The organism is Massilia sp. Bi118 (assembly GCF_918697865.1).
In the GTDB taxonomy this organism is placed as follows: domain Bacteria; phylum Pseudomonadota; class Gammaproteobacteria; order Burkholderiales; family Burkholderiaceae_D; genus Telluria.
This window is the reverse complement of record NZ_CAKKMV010000020.1, coordinates 25337-40298: the sequence shown is the minus strand read 5'-3', so window position 1 is coordinate 40298 and position 14962 is coordinate 25337. Positions and strand designations below refer to the sequence as shown.

The following is a 14962-nucleotide window of genomic DNA, read 5'->3' as shown; positions in this document are numbered from 1 at the left end:
TCCTGGATGAAGAAGAAGTTAATCGTATCCGCAATGCTGGCGGCCGCCGCGCCGCTGGCCAGCGCGCAGAGCAACGTGACCATCTACGGCATGATCGACATGGCGGCGGTGCGCGAGAGCGGCGGCGTGGCCGGGCCGGCGACCAAGGTCACCAGCGGCACCACCGGCGGCTCGCGGCTCGGCTTCAAGGGCAGCGAGGATCTCGGCAACGGCCTGAAGGCGGTCTTCCTGCTGGAGAACGGCTTCCAGGGCGACACCGGCGCCATGGGGCAGGGCGGCCTGCTGTTCGGGCGCCAGGCCTATGTCGGCCTGCAGGGCGGCTTCGGCACCGTGCTGGCGGGGCGGCAGTACACGCCGCACTACATGGTGCAGGTGTTTGCCGATCCCTTCGGCTCGGGCTGGGTGGGGGACTCGAAGAACCTGCTTGGCACCACCGGCAACTCGTTCAGCCGGATGGATAACACGGTCAAGTACATCTCGCCCGTCGTCGGTGGATTCAGTGCGGAGCTGGCTGCGGCGCCGGGTGAGGTGAGCGGCAGCAGTGCGTCCGGGCGGCAGTTGGGCGGGTCGCTGGCCTGGACGAATGGGCCGCTGCAGGTGCGGCTTGGCTACCATGACCGGAACAACGATACCGCTACTTTGCACGGTACCGACAATGCCCGCAATACCGTGCTGGCCGCGGTGTATGACTTCGGTGTGGTCAAGCTGCATGGGCTGTATGACTGGAACCGGGGCTTGAACAGTTCGGTCCTGCGCAGCACCACCGAGTTCTTCGGGCGGCCGGCGCGGGCCTCGACCGACAGCCGGGATGCCTTGATCGGCCTGACGGTGCCGTTTGGCGTACATGCCTTGCTGGCTTCGTACATCCGCAAGGATGACCGGACGGGGTTCAATCAGGATGCTTCACAGATCGCGCTGGGATATCGCTATAGTTTGTCCAAGCGGACTGACGTCAATGTGGCGATAGCGAAGATCGATAACCGGAATGGGGCGAGCTATACGGTGGGTAGTGCGATCGAGTCGGGGACCGGTAACAGATCGGCGATGATCGGGCTGCGGCACGCCTTCTGATGTCCCGCCGGGTGGCCGCGCCCCGGCGGGGACAAACGCCTAGTCGGGGAGCTCCGCGAGCATGTCCGCGAGCGCCTTTTGGGAGTGTTCGTTCAGCTTGCGCGCCAGCTCGAGATGTAGCACGGCCAGCCGGTCCGCCGCCTGCGCTTCGAGAACCACAGGCTGCACCAAGCGCTCGGCGGCCTCGTGGAACTGCGCCGCGGTGACATCCAGTTGCGTGCCCAACGCCTGGCGCGCCAGATCGAGCTGTTCCCGGAACACCTGCTCGAATTTCTCGCGCTTGTGGCCGATTTCTCCCGCCTTGCGCTCCGCCGGATTCATCAGCCACTTGAACACGCCGGCGACCAGCAGCACGCCGCCGACGATGGGCGCTGCCGGCGCCACGACCGGCAACACGGCGCTCGCGCCCAGGAAGTAGGCTGCGCCTGTGCCCAGGATGGCGAGACCGCCGACTTTCAGGGTCGTGTCGGCAGCGGTCTCGACGCCGTTCAGGACGCGCGTACTCCAGCGTAAGCCCGGCGCCGCGTCGGCGAGCTGGCTGTGGTGCATGCGCTTGAGCAGGGTGCTGCGCGATAGCGCCATCTCTTCCTGGAACAGACGCAGGTCTTCACGGATCAGGCGAAGCGACTCCTCGCGGCGTGCGATGATGCGGTTGACCCTGCGCTCCAACTCCTTGCCAAAGCTCGATTTGGCGATGCTTTCCCATACGATCGCGCGTTTCCACTGGTCGGTTCCAAGACGCTCGGCAACCTCGCGTTCGAAGGCATTGCCCCCGTCGTGGATGGTTTCTTCGAGATCTTCGTCGAACGTGTCGCGCTCGAATTCGATGCGCGCATCGGCAATCGCCAGGCGCTGGCTCACCTGCTTCTGCAGCGCATAGGCGGACTCCAGGAAGGCGGATGCCATCTCGCGGGTCTTTTCGAAGTCCGCGATGCGCTGGTTGAAGACAGCGATGTCCTGGCTCGTGCGCGCGCATGCCGTGTTCATGCGTCGAGCAAGTTCGGCCTTGTCCTGGGTGCCGTTTTCGTATTCGAGCACCGCCTTGGCGAGCGCCAGGTCGCCAGTGGCACGAATGCACAGGTCAGCGAGGTCCGCGTACTTGCGCCCCTTGAGGATGCGCGTCGAGCCTGTACTGAGCTTGCTCCAGATGCCCTGTTCGTCGGCCGGGAAGGCCTCCAGCTCGCCCGGACGGCATTCGTAGCGCAGGGCGGCAGCCAGGCTCTTCGCCAGCTCCCGGCTGCGCGTACCCTGCAGCGACAAGAGCGCGCGTGCCGCGCCAAAGGCGGTGGCAGCGCTTGCCTGGTCGATGTCGGCGGAAGCGGTGTTGAGTTGAGCGAGAGCGTCCTTTAATGGCAAGGGTTGCTCGATTCCCTCGAGCAGTACGACCTTTGCCAATGCCGAGTCGCCCAGCAGAGATGCCACATCGTTCAACGCATTGAAGTCGGCGATGTTGACGACGCCGTCGGAGCCGGCGATGGCCGCCACCGCTCTGAGGTATGCGGTGGGGAAAGTCGCGTCCCTCGACACGTATTGCAGCAACTCGCCGTGCTGCCCGGCGCCCGGGCGGGCAAACATCTCGAATTTCGCGGCTGGAGGCTTGGTACTCATGGCTTTGCTTGGACGCGATTTGAAGGAAAACGGTCAGGAGCTCTGGGCCGGCGCCAGTTCGCGCCGCTGGCGTAGCCAGAAGCCCACACCCAGCACCAACAGCCAGACCGGGATCAGGTACACCGACACCTGCATCCCCGGCGTCAGGAACATGATCACCAAAATCCCCGCCAAAAACGCCAGGCATAACCAGTTCGTCACCGGATAAAACGGGCTGCCAAACACCGGCTTGAAACCCTGCACCGCCTTCGCCTGCCGAAACCGCAAATGGCTCCAGCTAATCATCGCCCAGTTAATCATCATCCCCGCCACAGCAAGCCCCATCAGCATTCCAAGCGCCTTGCCCGGCATGGCAAAGTTCACCGCCACGCAAATAACGGTAGCCACCGCCGACACGCCCAGCGAAACCAGCGGCACCCCACGCTCATTCACCTTCAGCAGCGCACGCGGCGCATGCCCCTGCGTCGCCAGGCCGTACAGCATGCGGCTGTTCGAGTACACACAGCTGTTATAGACCGACACCGCGGCCGTCAGCACGACGAGGTTCAGCACGTGCGCAACCACGCCGGCATCCAGCGCTTTGAAGATCAGGACGAAGGGACTGGCCCCAGGCTTGATCTGGTCCCACGGATAAAGCGACAACAGCACCGCCAGCGAACCGACATAAAACACCAGGATGCGCCACAGCGCCTGGTTGGTCGCCTTCGGAATCGACTTGGACGGATTGTCCGCTTCCGCCGCAGTGATACCGATGACTTCCAGCCCGCCGAAGGAGAACATCAGCACCGCCATCGACATCACCAGCCCCGAGACGCCATGGGCGAAGAACCCGCCGTGCTGCCACAGGTTGGCCACGCCAGCCTGCGGGCCGGCGCCGCCGGAGAACAGCAGGAAGATGCCGTAGATGATCATGGCGACGATGGCGACCACCTTGACCACGGCGAACCAGAATTCGGTCTCGCCGAAGGCGCGCACGTTGAACATGCTGATCGCGTTGGCGAACACGAAGCAGCCGAGCGCCGAGACCCAGGTCGGTATCTCCGGGAACCAGTACTGCACGTAGATGCCGACCGCGGACAATTCCGCCATGCTGACCAGGACGTAGAGCACCCAGTAGTTCCAGCCGGTCAGGAAGCCGGCAAAGCGGCCGCAGTATTTATCCGCGAAGTGACTGAACGAGCCGGCCACCGGCTCGTCGACCATCATTTCGCTCAGCTGGCGCATGATCAGGAAGGCGACCAGGCCGGCCACCGCGTAGCCGAGCAGGATCGAAGGGCCGGCCATCCTGACCGTCTCGGCCACCCCGAGGAACAGGCCGGTGCCGATGGCGCCGCCGAGGGCGATCAGCTGGATGTGCCGGCTCTTGAGGCCGCGCTTAAGGTGATTTTCGTGGAGCGCCATCGGTACCCGCCTTTGATGATATTGCCTAAAAGACAGGAATAATAATCCATGCGCGGGGAGGCGGGGAGATTTATCCCGCGCACGTAGGGCTGACAGTCTGTATTGACGTGTGCAAAGAATTGTAAGGGCCGGCAACTTTCTCGGCCGTTCAGGTATTCTTCACGCTTCGTTCGTCCGGCAACGCCTACAACAATCAAATGAACCACTCCCCACGAAAGCGCACCGGTGGCGCGTCCCGGCGCCGTCGCGCGCATTATCTGGCGCTTGGCCTGGCCCTGTGCGACCTGGTCGCCCTGCAGCCCGCGATGGCGCAGTCGACGCAGAGCGCACCGGCAGCAAGCACCGGCACCAGCACCGGCACAAGTACGGCAGCGGCCGCGGCATCGACCGGCGCCGCCACGTCCGGCCAGGCTGGCGGCGACGGCAAGATCCAGGCCGTGACCGTGGTCGGCGAGCGCCCGACCAACCGCATCGACCGCCAGGTGTACGACGTCAAGAGCGACGTCAACAGCTCCAACGGTAGCGCCGCCGACGCGCTTGGCAACGTGCCTTCGGTCGGCGTCGACCCGGACGGCACCGTTTCCTTGCGTGGCAATACGAACGTCCAGATCCTGGTCGACGGCAAGCCTTCGGCCATGCTGCAGGGGGAGGGCCGCGGCGGGGTGCTGCAGGCCATGCCGGCCGAGGACATCGATTCGATCGAAGTCATCAACAACCCCGGCGCGGAATTCGGCAACGAAGGCGGCGGTGGGCCCATCCTCAATCTGGTCATGAAGCGTTCGCGGCGTCCCGGCGGTTTCGGCGTCGTCAATGCGAACTACGGCACGGCGGGGCGCTACAACGCACAGCTGAACGGGCAGTACAACACCGGACGCTGGGGCGTGCAGGGCGGCGTCAACGTCCGCCACGACGGCCGCGACTCGACCAGCGAGTCGGAGCGCGACCGCATCGATCCGCGGACCGGCGTCGACCAGCACACGACCACGACGGGCACCAGCACCGGCTTGAACGACATGGCCGGCGCGCGCGGCCAGCTGACCTACAATCTCGGCCAGGACGACACGCTGGAAGCCAACGCCGGCCTCCTCAAGCGCGACAACGACAACGTCAGCCAGAACCACTACGTCATCGCCAACGATGGCGTGCCGTACCGCGATTACGTGCGTACGTCGAAGCGCAGCGGCGAGAATACCAACTCGACCTGGGGTGCGCGCTGGGACCACAAGGGCGAGAAGCTGGGCGAACTGTTCCGGATGGACCTGCGCGTTTCGAACACCGACAACAGCAACGAGGTCACGGCGACCAACGACTACCTGTATTCGGCGCCGCATCCAATCGATCCGAGCATGCCGTTCTCGGGCATCGATGGGACCAGCCTGCAGGATTCGGCCACGAAAATCCGGATCGTCGACTACACCGGCGACTACGAGACCCCGCTCGAAAGCGGCGCCATCGTCAAGCTGGGCTACAAGATCATCGACACCAACAGCCAGTTCGACAACCGTTACTACGATCTCGACCCGGTCACCGCCGCCGCGCTGGCGAATGCGCGGCTGACGAACGCCTTCGAGGTCGACGAGCGCGACGCCGCCGTCTATGGTTCCTACCAGTGGAAAGTGAGCGAGCGCTGGGGCGCCCTGGTCGGCATGCGCACCGAGTACACGCACATGGACCTGGACCAGGTCACGATGGGCTCGAGCGTCACCAACAGCTACATGAACTGGATTCCAAGCGCCTTCGCTACCTACAAGCTGAGCGCCGATACCAATTTGCGTTTCGCTTACGCGCACCGGATCCGCCGCGCCACCGGAAACCAGCTGAATCCTTTCGTGGTCTACCAGGATGAGCTGAACGAGTCGAGCGGCAATCCGAAGCTGAAGCCGGTGCAGACCGACTCCTTCGAGATCGGCTACGAGACCAAGGCGGGCCAGCTGAACGCCAACCTGCGCGCCTACTATCGCGCCGACCGCGACATGATCCGCAGCCGCCAGACGGTGGTCAACGACACCATCCTGCTGACGACGCTGGAGAACGGCGGCAGCAACCGCGCCGGCGGCCTGGAGTTCACGCTGAGCGGCAAGCTCACGCCCAAGCTCTCGATCAACACCAGCGGCAACCTGGCCTTCACCGAGCAGGAACAGATCGACATCACCGGCGCCGAGTACAAACGCTCGGCTTCCTCGCTGACCGTGCGCGGGCGCCTCAACTATTCGCTCACTCCGCAGGACCAGCTGCAGGTGATGGTCAACGCGCAGGGCAAGACCCTGGCGGGCACCGGCTACCGCGAACCGATGGCGACCCTGAACCTGAGCTACAAGCGCAGCCTCACGCCGTCACTGAGCCTGGTGATGAATGTGGCCGACGTATTCCGCTCCCAGAAAACGGAGACGATCACCGATACCGACTACCTGAAGCAGCACTCGATCACGCGCTACGCCGGTCGCACCGCCTTCATCGGCCTGTCCTATCACTTCGGCGGCGTGCAGAGCCAGCGCCGCGAAGGGCGTGAAGGCCGTGGTCCGGGCGGCGAAGGCTGGCGTGGCGGTCCGCCGCCGGGTGGTCCCGGCGGCCCTGGCGGCTTCGGCGGCGGCGGCCCGGGAATGTAATTAAACGCTGTGCGGCAAACCAAGATTGCGGTTTGCCGGTACGGCGACGTCGATCAGCTTCGGCCGGGGCAGGTTCAGCTGCCCCATCAGCACGACGAAATCGGCGAGCGAACGGTTCGCCAGGCGCGCGTTGTGCTGCTTTTCCCAGCCGATGGTCGACACCGATTGTCCCTTGTAGTCGTGGCCCGGCCAGATCCGGGTTGCGTCCGGCAGCGCGAACAGCTTGCGCGTCACGCTGTCGTAGAGCGCCGCCGCGCTGCCGCCCTGGAAGTCGGTGCGGCCGCAGCCGTCGATCAGCAGGGTGTCGCCGGTGAACACATTCCCCCTCCAGACGTAGCACATGCTGCCCGCCGTATGGCCGGGCGTGTGCAGCACGGCGATCGTTTCGTCCTTGCCGAAGCGGATGGTGTCGCCGTCGCACAGCTGCAGCTCGGCGGGCGGGATGCCGCAGCCGCTCGGCACCGCGGCCTTGGCGCCGGTCAGCGCGCGCAGGCGGCCGGCCGAGGTCACGTGGTCGGCATGGGCGTGAGTCTCGAGGATGTAGGCCAGGCGCAGGCCCAGGCGCTCGATGTGCGCGAGGTCGCGCTCCCAGTGCTCGTCGACCGGGTCGATGATCGCAGCGTCCTTGTCGCCGGGGCCGGCGATGATGTAGGTAAAGGTCGAGGAGACGGGGTCGAAGAGCTGGATGGGATTCATGCGATGCCTATACAGGTTGCTTGATGGCGCAGTGTGCCATGGTGAGAACCATGCCGCAACCACTGTCATTCCCGCGAAGGCGAGAATCCAGGGTGCAGGCGGGCCGGCGGCACGGTTTGTCGCTGTTCGCCGAACTTAGGTTCCCGCCTGCGCGGGAACGACGAGGGGCAGCGGGAACGACGAGGGGCAGCGGGAACGACGTCAGGTGAAGCGCCTGTACCCGATCCCCTCGAAATAATCCCGCAATCCCTCCACCTTCCCACCGGCATCCGCCAAGCCCACATACCCATCCGGCCGCACCAGGTAAACCGCATTCCGCATCAAGCCAGCATGCTCGTGCGCCCGCTCCCAGTCGAACACGCGCAGCGGCAGTCCGGCCTGGTGGCACCAGCTCGACAGTGCATCGCTGGCGGCGCCGTACACGTGCACCTGCCAGTCCACCGTTCCGGTCGGTGCGAAGTTGTCGATGGCTGCGCCGGCCGCCCAGGGCATGCGATCGCCGCCTTTCACCTTGCCGGCGGCGCCATGGCTGAGCGCACTGCCGTGGTAGTTCAGCATGCACTGCGAGACCAGGCGGAACATGAACTCCTTCACCGCGTCCACGCTGTAGGCCGCGCTGACGAACAGCGGCGCGATCCGCGTGCGGACGAAGTTCGCGAAGTTGCCTTCGGCAGAGACGAAGGTGAATACGCGGTCGGTGGTTTCGACCAGCTTGTGGGCGAAGGCCAGGCGCTCGCTGTCGAAGCTGTCCAGCAGGCGCTCGTCGGCTTCCTCGCGCAGCACTGCTTTCAGTTTCCATGCCAGGTTGATGGCATCGCCGATGCCGGTGTTCATGCCCTGGCCGCCGGCGGGGCTGTGGATGTGGGCGGCGTCGCCGAGCAGGAAGACGCGGCCGTGGCGGAAGTGCTCGGTCAGGCGATGGTGCACTTTATAGGTCGAGAACCAGTTCACCTTCTTCACCTCGACCCCGAGGCCGTGAAGGGCGCGCTCGCCGACGTCGTCGAAAGTCAAATCGCGGTCCGGCGAGATGCGGTCCTCGCGAATGCTGCCGATCAGCCGCGCCTGGCCGTCGGCGGTATAGGAGAACAAGGCGAGGAAGTCGGCGTCGTCGAGCGACAGATGAACCTGGCCGTCGGCCGCAGGGCCGGCCGCGATCACGTCGGCCACATAGAACAGCTGGTCGTAGGTGCCGCCCTCGAAGCTGGCGTTCAGGCCGTGGCGGACCGGCGATTTGGCGCCGTCGCAGCCGGCCAGGTAGCGCGCTTCGCAGGTTTCTTCGCCGCTCGGTCCGCGCAGGCGCACCTGCACGTGATCATCATGCTGTTCGAAGCCGAGCAGCTCGGTCTCGCGTTCGACCCGCACGCCCATGTCTTCCAGATGCGAGATGAGCAGGCGTTCGTGGCGGTCCTGCGGGTAGACCAGGATAAAGGGGTAGGGCGTGAGCCCGGCGCCGGCATCGCCGAAGGTGATGTGGGCGCGGCGCTTGCCGTGCACCCAGAGGTTGATGCCGGGGTTGGGCATGCCGGCCGCCACCACTTCCTCGGCCAGGCCGAGCTGGCGGTAGAGCTCCAGCGTGCGCGCGTGCACCACCACGGCGCGCGAGGTGGTGCCGGGCCCTGGGGTCTTGTCGACGATGCGCACGCCCACGCCCTGGCGCGCGAGCCACAGGGCCAGCACCAGGCCGGTCGGGCCGGCGCCGGCGATGAATACCTCTTCGCGTTTCATTTTCACCTCCTAGGCGGTGTGTGGGTCCCTCCGGGTCGAGCGCCAGGCGGCGATGCGCTCGCTGACTTCGAACACGGCCATCCCGGCGATCATGGCCGCCACGAACAGCAGCGTCGGCCAGCCGCCCACGCCGAGGCTGGTAAGCGCCGGGCCGGGACAGTAGCCGACCAGGCCCCAGCCGACGCCGAACACCACGGCGCCCAGCACCAGCCGGCCGTCGACGCGCGCCGCGCCGGGCATGTGATTGGCGCCGCCGAACACGGTGCGGGCGCGCGCGCCGCCGATGCGGAAGGCGATGGCGGCGACCAGGATCGCGCCGATCATCACGAACACGAGCGAGGGATCCCAGCGCCCGGCGATGTCGAGGAAGGCCAGCACCTTGGCCGGATTGCTCATCCCGGACAGGATCAGGCCGGAGCCGAACAGCAGCCCGGCGATGAAGGCGGTCAGCATGGGCATCTCAGCCTCCGATGATGTGACGCATCACGAAAACGGTGGCGAAGCCGGCCAGCATGAAGCAGGCCGTGGCCACCAGCGAACGCTTTGATGCGCGCGCGATGCCGCACACGCCGTGGCCGCTGGTGCAGCCCGAGCCGAAGCGGGTGCCGAGGCCGACCAGCAGCCCGGACACGGCCAGCAGGCCGGGCGTGTGGTCGATCTGGGCCGGCGGCATGGCCTGCATCGCCAGCCAGATCAGCGGCGAGGCAAGCAGGCCGAGCAGGAAGGCCAAGCGCCAGCCGATATCGCCGCGCGCCGGGCGCAGCAGGCCGCCGGTAATGCCGCTGATGCCGGCGATGCGGCCGTTGGCGAGCAGCAGCAGGGCGGCGCCGAGCCCGATCAGCAGGCCGCCAGCCGTCGATGCCAGCGGGGTGAAGTGTAGCCAGTCGATGCTCATGCTGTTACCTCCTGCTTGCAATAAAGCCGGTACAGCAGCCGCAACACGGCCAGCGCTTCCTCGCTGGCGATGCTGTAATAGATCTGCTTGCCTTCGCGGCGGGTGGCGACCAGGCCTTCCTGGCGCAGCACGCCCAGCTGCTGGGACAGCGAGGGCTGGCGCAGGTCGAGTACGTTCTCGAGCTCGCCGACCCGCTGTTCGCCCAGGGTAAGCTGGCACAGCAGGAGCAGGCGGTCGGAATTGGCGAGGGCTTTCAGTAGCGCGCCGGCGCGGCGGGCAGCCACGCGCATGGCTGCCGGATCGAAGTCTGGCGTGGAACGGATATCGTCTTTCATGACTTCAGTCTATCAAACGATATTATATAATTCAATAGATTATTGCTGGGTCCGGCTGTCGCTGACGCCCGGGATCTCCTGGCTGGCGCGCCCGAACTTGCCTTTCAGGTCGTCCACTCCCGACTGCGGCCTGGCCAGCTTGCCGAGGTCGGCGCGCTTCCTGCGTTTTTCCGCGGTGCGGATTTTCATGCGGGTGTCGCGTTCTTCCTGCAGGTTGGGCAGCATTTCGCCGTCGCGGTTGAAGGACCAGGCCAGCATCGCGGGTCCCAGCGGCAGGCTGTCGCCCTCCTTGCCGTTGGCGCCGGTGTTCCAGACGTGCCAGGTCTTGCCGTAGCTGTTCATCTTCTTTTTCATCAGCTCGTGCTCGGCGGCTTCCGGGATGCCGGGTGCGACCAGCTGGCCGCTCAGGATCTCGCCGTTGTGCGGGTGCCAGAAGCGGCGCTCCTCCTGGGGCAGGGTGTTGAACAGCTTTTCCGAGATGATGTATTCGATGCCGTTCAGGTTGGCGTTGCTCGTGTTGCCGTCGAACAGGGCGCACTGGGCCATGTCCTCGTTCATCTGGTGGCAGAAGTGGTGGGCCTCGACCTGCTGGTCCGGCTGGTCCTTCATCGGGTGGAAGCCGTTCAGGTAGATGTCGAATTTCGCCAGCGGCGCATTGCGCTGCAGGACCCTGGCGCCGGCTTCCAGCACGCGGGTCCTGGGCGCCTTGGCTTCGCCGGCGGGCGCCACCTGCGGCTTCGAGTCCTGGGCTGCGCCGGCCAGGGTTACTGTGGATGCCGATGCGCATGCGGCAAAGAGGGCGGCGGCAATGAGCGTGCTAGGCTGCATGTGGTCTCCTGGTGCGTTCAACAATAGACCTGCGCCCGGCTGGGCGGTTCCTGCGTCAGCCCTCGGCGCGCTTGACGGGTATCACCATGAGCCGGTCGATCCGGTTGCCGTCCATGTCGGCCACCTCGAAGCGCCAGCCTTCCCAGTCCAGGGTTTCGCCGGGCTTGGGGATGTAGCCGAGCTGGTAGAGGATGAAGCCGGCCAGCGTGTGGTAGGCGTCGTCGCCTTCGTCCGGGAATCTCAGCTCGGCGCCGGTCAGGTAGCGGAAGCGGTCGAGGACCATGCCGCCGTCGATGAACCAGCTGCCGTCCTCGCGCCGCACGGCGTCCGGCGCTTCCTCGTCCTCCACCGCCGGCACTTCGCCCACCAGCGCGGTCATGACGTCGGTGAGGGTGATCATGCCCTGGATTTCGCCGTATTCGTCGACGACCATGGCGAGTTCCGCGTGGTTCTTCTTGAGCTGTTCGAGCAAGTCGATCGCGCTCACGGATTCCGGCACGTAGAGCGGCACGTCGAGCTCGGCCTCGATGTCGATCTCCTGCAGCGAGCCCTTGCGGATCGCCTGGCGGAACAGGTCGCGCGCGTTGACGATGCCCAGCACCTGGGAGCGGTCGCCGCGGTAGACCGGGAAGCGGGCGAAGGGGATCTCGGCCAGCCGCGCCAGGTTCTTGGCCAGCGGTTCGCCGAGGTCGAGGAATTCGAGGTCGACGCGCGGCGTCATCAGGGCGCGCAGATGCCAGTCGTCCAGGCGCAGCGCGCGCGCGGCGATGTCGTATTCGGCCTTCTCGAACACGCCGGCGTCGGTGCTCTCCTTGATCATGCCGGTGACTTCTTCCTCGGTGGGCGTTTCGTCCTTGTGGTGGCGCATGCCGAGCAGGCGCATGATGGCGTCGGTGGTCAGCGACAGCAGCTGCACGAAGGGGTGCATCAGGCGCGAGAGCTGGCGCAGCGGACGCGCCACGCGCGAGGCGAGCACTTCCGGATAGAGTATGGCGATGCGCTTGGGGACCAGTTCGCCCAGCACGATCGAGGCGAAGGTGATCGCCACCACGACGATGGTGAGGGCCACCGGCCGGGCGTAGTTGTCGGCCATTCCCATTGCGGTCAGGCTGGGCGCCAGGCGCGCTACCAGCGAGGCTTCGCCGAATGCGCCGTTGAAGATGCTGATCAGGGTGATGCCGACCTGTACCGTGGAAAGAAAACGGCTGGGATCGTCGGAAAGCTTGATGGCGCTGCGGGCGCCGGCGCTGCCGTCGAGTGCCATCTTTTCGAGGCGCAGGCGCTTGGCCGAGACCACGGCCAGCTCGGACATTGCGAAGATGCCATTGAGCAATATGAGGGCAAGAATGATGATGATGTCGGCCATGCAGGTCCTGTTGGTTGTCGGCCTGATCATCGCACGGCGGCAATCGTGCGCCAACTCGCGCACGATTGAGCTCTGCCGTTATTCTCTGTTTTAAGGCTGATTTGGCGAGAAATGCTTGCCAATCCCGGCCCAGCAATCCTGGTAATTCTGCTGCAGCTGCGGCGAATTCAGGGCGTATTCCGTCGCCGCGATCGGCGTGCGGGTCTCGAACATGAAGGCCATGGTGTCCGCCACCTTGTGCGGCTTCGAGGTATCCGCGCTGCTGGCCTTGTCGAAGGTCGCCGCGTCGGGCCCGTGGCCGCTCATGCAGTTGTGCAGGCTGGCGCCGCCCGGCACGAAGCCTTCGGCCTTGGCGTCGTAGGCGCCGTGGATCAGGCCCATGAATTCGCTGGCGACGTTGCGGTGGAACCAGGGCGGGCGGAAAGTATCTTCCGCGGCCAGCCAGCGCGGCGGGAAGATCACGAAGTCGAGGTCGTCCACGCCGGGCGTGCTGGTGGGCGCATGCAGCACCAGGAAGATCGACGGGTCCGGGTGGTCGTAGCTGATCGAGCCGATGGTGTTGAAGTGGCGCAGGTCATATTTGTAAGGGGCGTAGTTGCCGTGCCAGGCCACTACGTCCAGCGGCGAGTGACTGATGGGCGCGGCCCACAGCTTGCCGCCGAACTTGGCGATCAATTCGAACTCGCCTTCGACGTCCTCGTAGCGCGCCACCGGGCTCAGGAAATCGCGCGGATTCGCCAGGCCGTTGGAGCCGATCGGGCCCAGGTCCGGCAGGCGCAGCAGGGCGCCGAAGTTCTCGCAGATGTAGCCGCGCGCCGCGCCGTCCGGCAGGGCTACGCTGAAGCGCACGCCGCGCGGGATCACGGCGATCTCCTGCGGTTCGACTTCCAGCAGGCCGAGTTCGGTGGCGATGGAGAGGCGGCCCTGTTGCGGCACGACCAGCAGTTCGCCGTCGGCAGAGTAAAAGTAGCGGCCCTTCATCGGCTGGTTGGCCGCGTACAGGTGGATCGCACAGCCGGCCATCGCGCCCGGCGAGCCGTTGCCGGCCATGGTGACCAGGCCGTCGACGAAGTCGGTGGGGACGTCGGGGATGGGCAGCGGGCTCCAGCGCATCTGGTTGGGCGAGGGCGCCAGGCCGTCGAAGCCGCCCACGATGCGGGTCTGTGCCAGCGGCACGAAGCTCCCGTGCATGGCCGCCGGGCGGATCCGGTAAAGCCAGGAGCGGCGGTTATGGCTGCGTGCGGCGGTGAAGGCGGTGCCGGAGATCTGCTCGGCGTACAGGCCGTAAGCCACGCGCTGCGGCGAGTTGCGGTGCGCCGGCAGGGCGCCGGGCAGGGCTTCGGTGGCGAACTCGTTGGCGAAGCCGGACATGTATCCCTGGGTCAATGCAATCTCCTGATGATCGGTGTGACGTTTTTGTCACTGTAGAGGAGACCGGCCAATTTTACGAGATGAATATAAAAATGTAGACTATTCAGCACATCAATAACACTATCGAGCGCATGATCGAACCGTCTAGCATCGACCTGAACCTGTTGTCCGTGTTCCAGGAGGTCTACCGCGAGCGCCAGATTTCGGGCGCGGCGCGCCGCCTCGGCCTGACCCAGTCTGCCGTCAGCAATGCGCTGGCGCGCCTGCGCCGTACCTTCGGCGACGAATTGTTCGTGCGTACCGCGCACGGCATGCAGCCGACGCCGCTGGCGCAGCAGATGGCCGAGCCGATCGGCGCCGCGATGGCCCAGGTCGCCCTGGCGCTGAGCCAGCGCAGCCGCTTCGAGCCAGCGACGAGCACGCGCCGCTTCACGCTGGCGATGACCGACGTCGGCGAGGTCTACTTCATGCCGGTGCTGATCGAGCGCTGCCGCGCGCTTGCGCCGAGCGTGGAGATCGCGTCGCGGCGGGCGAATCCGCTGACGCTGAAGGACGACATGGAGACGGGCAGGGTAGACCTGGCAATCGGCGCCTTCGAGGAGGTGTCGGAGGCCTTGTACCAGCGCCAGCTGTTCCGGCAGCCTTTCGTCAGCATGTTCCGCAAGGGGCATCCGCTGGCGGCGGGCGCGGTGGACCTGGCGCGCTTCGTGCAGGCGACGCATCTGATCGTGGACGCGGCCCAGAGCCCCTACGACCGGATCAACGCGCTGCTCGAGAAGGCCGGCGTGACGGCCCAGGCGAGATTCAGGGTGCCGCATTTCACCGCGGTGCCGTATATCGTGGCTGGCTCCGACCTGGTGGTGACGGTGCCGCAGAAGCTGGCGGAAAGCGCGGCGGCGCCGTTCGGTTTGAAATGGATTACGCCGCCGCTGGAGCTGCCGACCCTGCAGACCAACGTGTTCTGGCACCGGCGCTTCAACCATGACCCCGGCGTCCAGTGGCTGCGGGGACTGATCGCGGACGTGTTCGCGGAGTAGTACATAACTAATGAGATAGAGGA

At 65.8% G+C, this 14962-nt stretch carries 13 protein-coding genes; 3 read left to right on the top strand and 10 right to left on the bottom strand.

All coding sequences use genetic code 11. From position 1 onward, the window contains the following. Positions 1-6 precede the first annotated feature (6 nt). Complete coding sequence (locus tag LQV39_RS23405) at positions 7-1071, top strand: porin (RefSeq protein WP_230029590.1); 1065 nt, start codon at positions 7-9, stop codon at positions 1069-1071. Positions 1072-1110: 39 nt separating this feature from the next. On the opposite strand, the gene LQV39_RS23400 is transcribed toward LQV39_RS23405, so the two are convergent. Together LQV39_RS23400 and LQV39_RS23395 are read right to left on the bottom strand one after the other, a co-directional pair. Further along, positions 1111-2679 carry a hypothetical protein gene (locus LQV39_RS23400; protein ID WP_230029589.1) on the bottom strand — a complete coding sequence of 523 codons (1569 nt, stop codon included), beginning with the start codon at positions 2677-2679 and terminating at the stop codon, positions 1111-1113. A 33-nt stretch (positions 2680-2712) separates the two neighbouring features. After that, entirely contained in the window at positions 2713-4080 is a 1368-nt protein-coding gene (locus LQV39_RS23395) for an amino acid permease (protein ID WP_230029588.1), read from the bottom strand. A 197-nt stretch (positions 4081-4277) separates the two neighbouring features. On the opposite strand from LQV39_RS23395, the gene LQV39_RS23390 reads away from it, so the two are divergent. After that, the gene (locus tag LQV39_RS23390) at positions 4278-6686 is read left to right on the top strand and encodes an outer membrane beta-barrel family protein (RefSeq protein WP_230029587.1); all 2409 of its coding nucleotides are present in this window, start codon (positions 4278-4280) and stop codon (positions 6684-6686) included. Here LQV39_RS23390 and LQV39_RS23385 read toward each other — a convergent pair whose 3' ends face one another. The 8 genes from LQV39_RS23385 to hmgA all read right to left on the bottom strand — a co-directional run bounded on the left by LQV39_RS23385 (position 6687) and on the right by hmgA (position 13902). After that, entirely contained in the window at positions 6687-7382 is a 696-nt protein-coding gene (locus tag LQV39_RS23385; RefSeq protein WP_230029586.1) for an MBL fold metallo-hydrolase, read from the bottom strand. Positions 7383-7583: 201 nt separating this feature from the next. Further along, a complete protein-coding gene (locus tag LQV39_RS23380; protein WP_230029585.1) occupies positions 7584-9107 on the bottom strand; it encodes an FAD-dependent monooxygenase in 1524 nt (507 codons plus the stop codon). A gap of 9 nt (positions 9108-9116) precedes the next feature. Next, complete coding sequence (locus LQV39_RS23375) at positions 9117-9566, bottom strand: YeeE/YedE family protein (RefSeq protein ID WP_230029584.1); 450 nt, start codon at positions 9564-9566, stop codon at positions 9117-9119. A gap of 1 nt (position 9567) precedes the next feature. Then, positions 9568-10002: a YeeE/YedE family protein gene (locus LQV39_RS23370; protein WP_230029583.1), complete on the bottom strand. Its 435-nt coding sequence runs from the start codon at positions 10000-10002 to the stop codon at positions 9568-9570. Next, positions 9999-10337, bottom strand: a complete 339-nt coding sequence (locus LQV39_RS23365) for a helix-turn-helix transcriptional regulator (protein ID WP_230029582.1) — start codon at positions 10335-10337, stop codon at positions 9999-10001. The genes LQV39_RS23370 and LQV39_RS23365 overlap by 4 nt, the downstream gene beginning before the upstream one ends. 39 nt (positions 10338-10376) lie before the next feature. Further along, a complete protein-coding gene (locus tag LQV39_RS23360; protein WP_230029581.1) occupies positions 10377-11165 on the bottom strand; it encodes an OBAP family protein in 789 nt (262 codons plus the stop codon). Between the two features lie 55 nt (positions 11166-11220). Then, a complete protein-coding gene (locus tag LQV39_RS23355; RefSeq protein WP_230029580.1) occupies positions 11221-12531 on the bottom strand; it encodes a hemolysin family protein in 1311 nt (436 codons plus the stop codon). 90 nt (positions 12532-12621) lie between these two features. Continuing rightward, complete coding sequence (gene hmgA, locus LQV39_RS23350; protein ID WP_230029631.1) at positions 12622-13902, bottom strand: homogentisate 1,2-dioxygenase; 1281 nt, start codon at positions 13900-13902, stop codon at positions 12622-12624. Positions 13903-14033: 131 nt separating this feature from the next. On the opposite strand from hmgA, the gene LQV39_RS23345 reads away from it, so the two are divergent. Next, positions 14034-14939, top strand: a complete 906-nt coding sequence (locus LQV39_RS23345) for a LysR family transcriptional regulator (RefSeq protein WP_230029579.1) — start codon at positions 14034-14036, stop codon at positions 14937-14939. Positions 14940-14962: the final 23 nt, after the last annotated feature.

Coding starts and splice junctions, on each gene's coding strand:
- LQV39_RS23365 (WP_230029582.1), bottom strand. CDS start 10,337: ATGAAAGACGATATCCGTTCCACGCCAGACTTCGATCCGGCAGCCATG.
- LQV39_RS23390 (WP_230029587.1), top strand. CDS start 4,278: ATGAACCACTCCCCACGAAAGCGCACCGGTGGCGCGTCCCGGCGCCGT.
- LQV39_RS23355 (WP_230029580.1), bottom strand. CDS start 12,531: ATGGCCGACATCATCATCATTCTTGCCCTCATATTGCTCAATGGCATC.
- LQV39_RS23375 (WP_230029584.1), bottom strand. CDS start 9,566: ATGCCCATGCTGACCGCCTTCATCGCCGGGCTGCTGTTCGGCTCCGGC.
- LQV39_RS23395 (WP_230029588.1), bottom strand. CDS start 4,080: ATGGCGCTCCACGAAAATCACCTTAAGCGCGGCCTCAAGAGCCGGCAC.
- LQV39_RS23345 (WP_230029579.1), top strand. CDS start 14,034: ATGATCGAACCGTCTAGCATCGACCTGAACCTGTTGTCCGTGTTCCAG.
- LQV39_RS23380 (WP_230029585.1), bottom strand. CDS start 9,107: ATGAAACGCGAAGAGGTATTCATCGCCGGCGCCGGCCCGACCGGCCTG.
- hmgA (WP_230029631.1), bottom strand. CDS start 13,902: ATGTCCGGCTTCGCCAACGAGTTCGCCACCGAAGCCCTGCCCGGCGCC.
- LQV39_RS23370 (WP_230029583.1), bottom strand. CDS start 10,002: ATGAGCATCGACTGGCTACACTTCACCCCGCTGGCATCGACGGCTGGC.
- LQV39_RS23400 (WP_230029589.1), bottom strand. CDS start 2,679: ATGAGTACCAAGCCTCCAGCCGCGAAATTCGAGATGTTTGCCCGCCCG.
- LQV39_RS23360 (WP_230029581.1), bottom strand. CDS start 11,165: ATGCAGCCTAGCACGCTCATTGCCGCCGCCCTCTTTGCCGCATGCGCA.
- LQV39_RS23405 (WP_230029590.1), top strand. CDS start 7: ATGAAGAAGAAGTTAATCGTATCCGCAATGCTGGCGGCCGCCGCGCCG.
- LQV39_RS23385 (WP_230029586.1), bottom strand. CDS start 7,382: ATGAATCCCATCCAGCTCTTCGACCCCGTCTCCTCGACCTTTACCTAC.